The sequence below is a fragment of the Pseudomonas sp. A25(2017) genome (assembly GCF_002001065.1).
GTDB lineage: Bacteria > Pseudomonadota > Gammaproteobacteria > Pseudomonadales > Pseudomonadaceae > Aquipseudomonas > Aquipseudomonas kilonensis.
Window position 1 is genome coordinate 1 of the sequence record NZ_MUOA01000019.1, and the last position, 605, is coordinate 605.

The 605-nt window shown below is 62.3% G+C and carries 1 protein-coding gene; it reads left to right on the forward strand.

The annotated features are described in order from the left end of the window. On the forward strand, nt 1-529 hold a 529-nt coding region (locus B0E42_RS00070; protein ID WP_305886504.1), incomplete at its 5' end, for a carbon starvation CstA family protein. Nucleotides 530-605: the final 76 nt, after the last annotated feature.

A 605-nucleotide genomic window follows, 5' to 3' on the forward strand; every position in this document is an offset into this window, starting at 1 on the left:
GCCGGCCAACCTGATCGCCACCGCCGGTTGCGTCGCGCTGTGGGGTTACTTGCTGTACCAGGGCGTGATCGATCCGCTGGGCGGCATCAACACCTTGTGGCCGCTGTTCGGCATCTCCAACCAGATGCTGGCCGGTATCGCCCTGATGCTCGCCACCGTGGTCCTGATCAAGATGAAGCGCCAGCGCTACGTCTGGGTCACGCTGCTGCCGGCGAGCTGGCTGCTGATCTGCACCACCACTGCGGGCCTGATCAAGCTGTTCGACGCCAACCCGGCGATCGGCTTCCTGGCCCTGGCACGAAAATACAACGATGCCCTGGCCGCCGGCCAGATCCTGGCTCCGGCCAAGAGCATCGAGCAGATGCAGCACGTGGTGTTCAACGCCTACACCAACGCAACGCTGACGGTGTTGTTCCTGTTCGTGGTCTTCAGCATCCTGTTCTACGCGCTCAAGGTCGGCATCGCCGCCTGGGGCACCAAGGAACGCACGGACAAAGAAGCGCCATTCCAGGCCCTGCCAGACGCTTGATAGAGGATTGCAACGATGTTCAATGACTTGAGTCGCCTGGGTAAATACCTCGGTCAGGCCGCCCGCCTGATGGTCG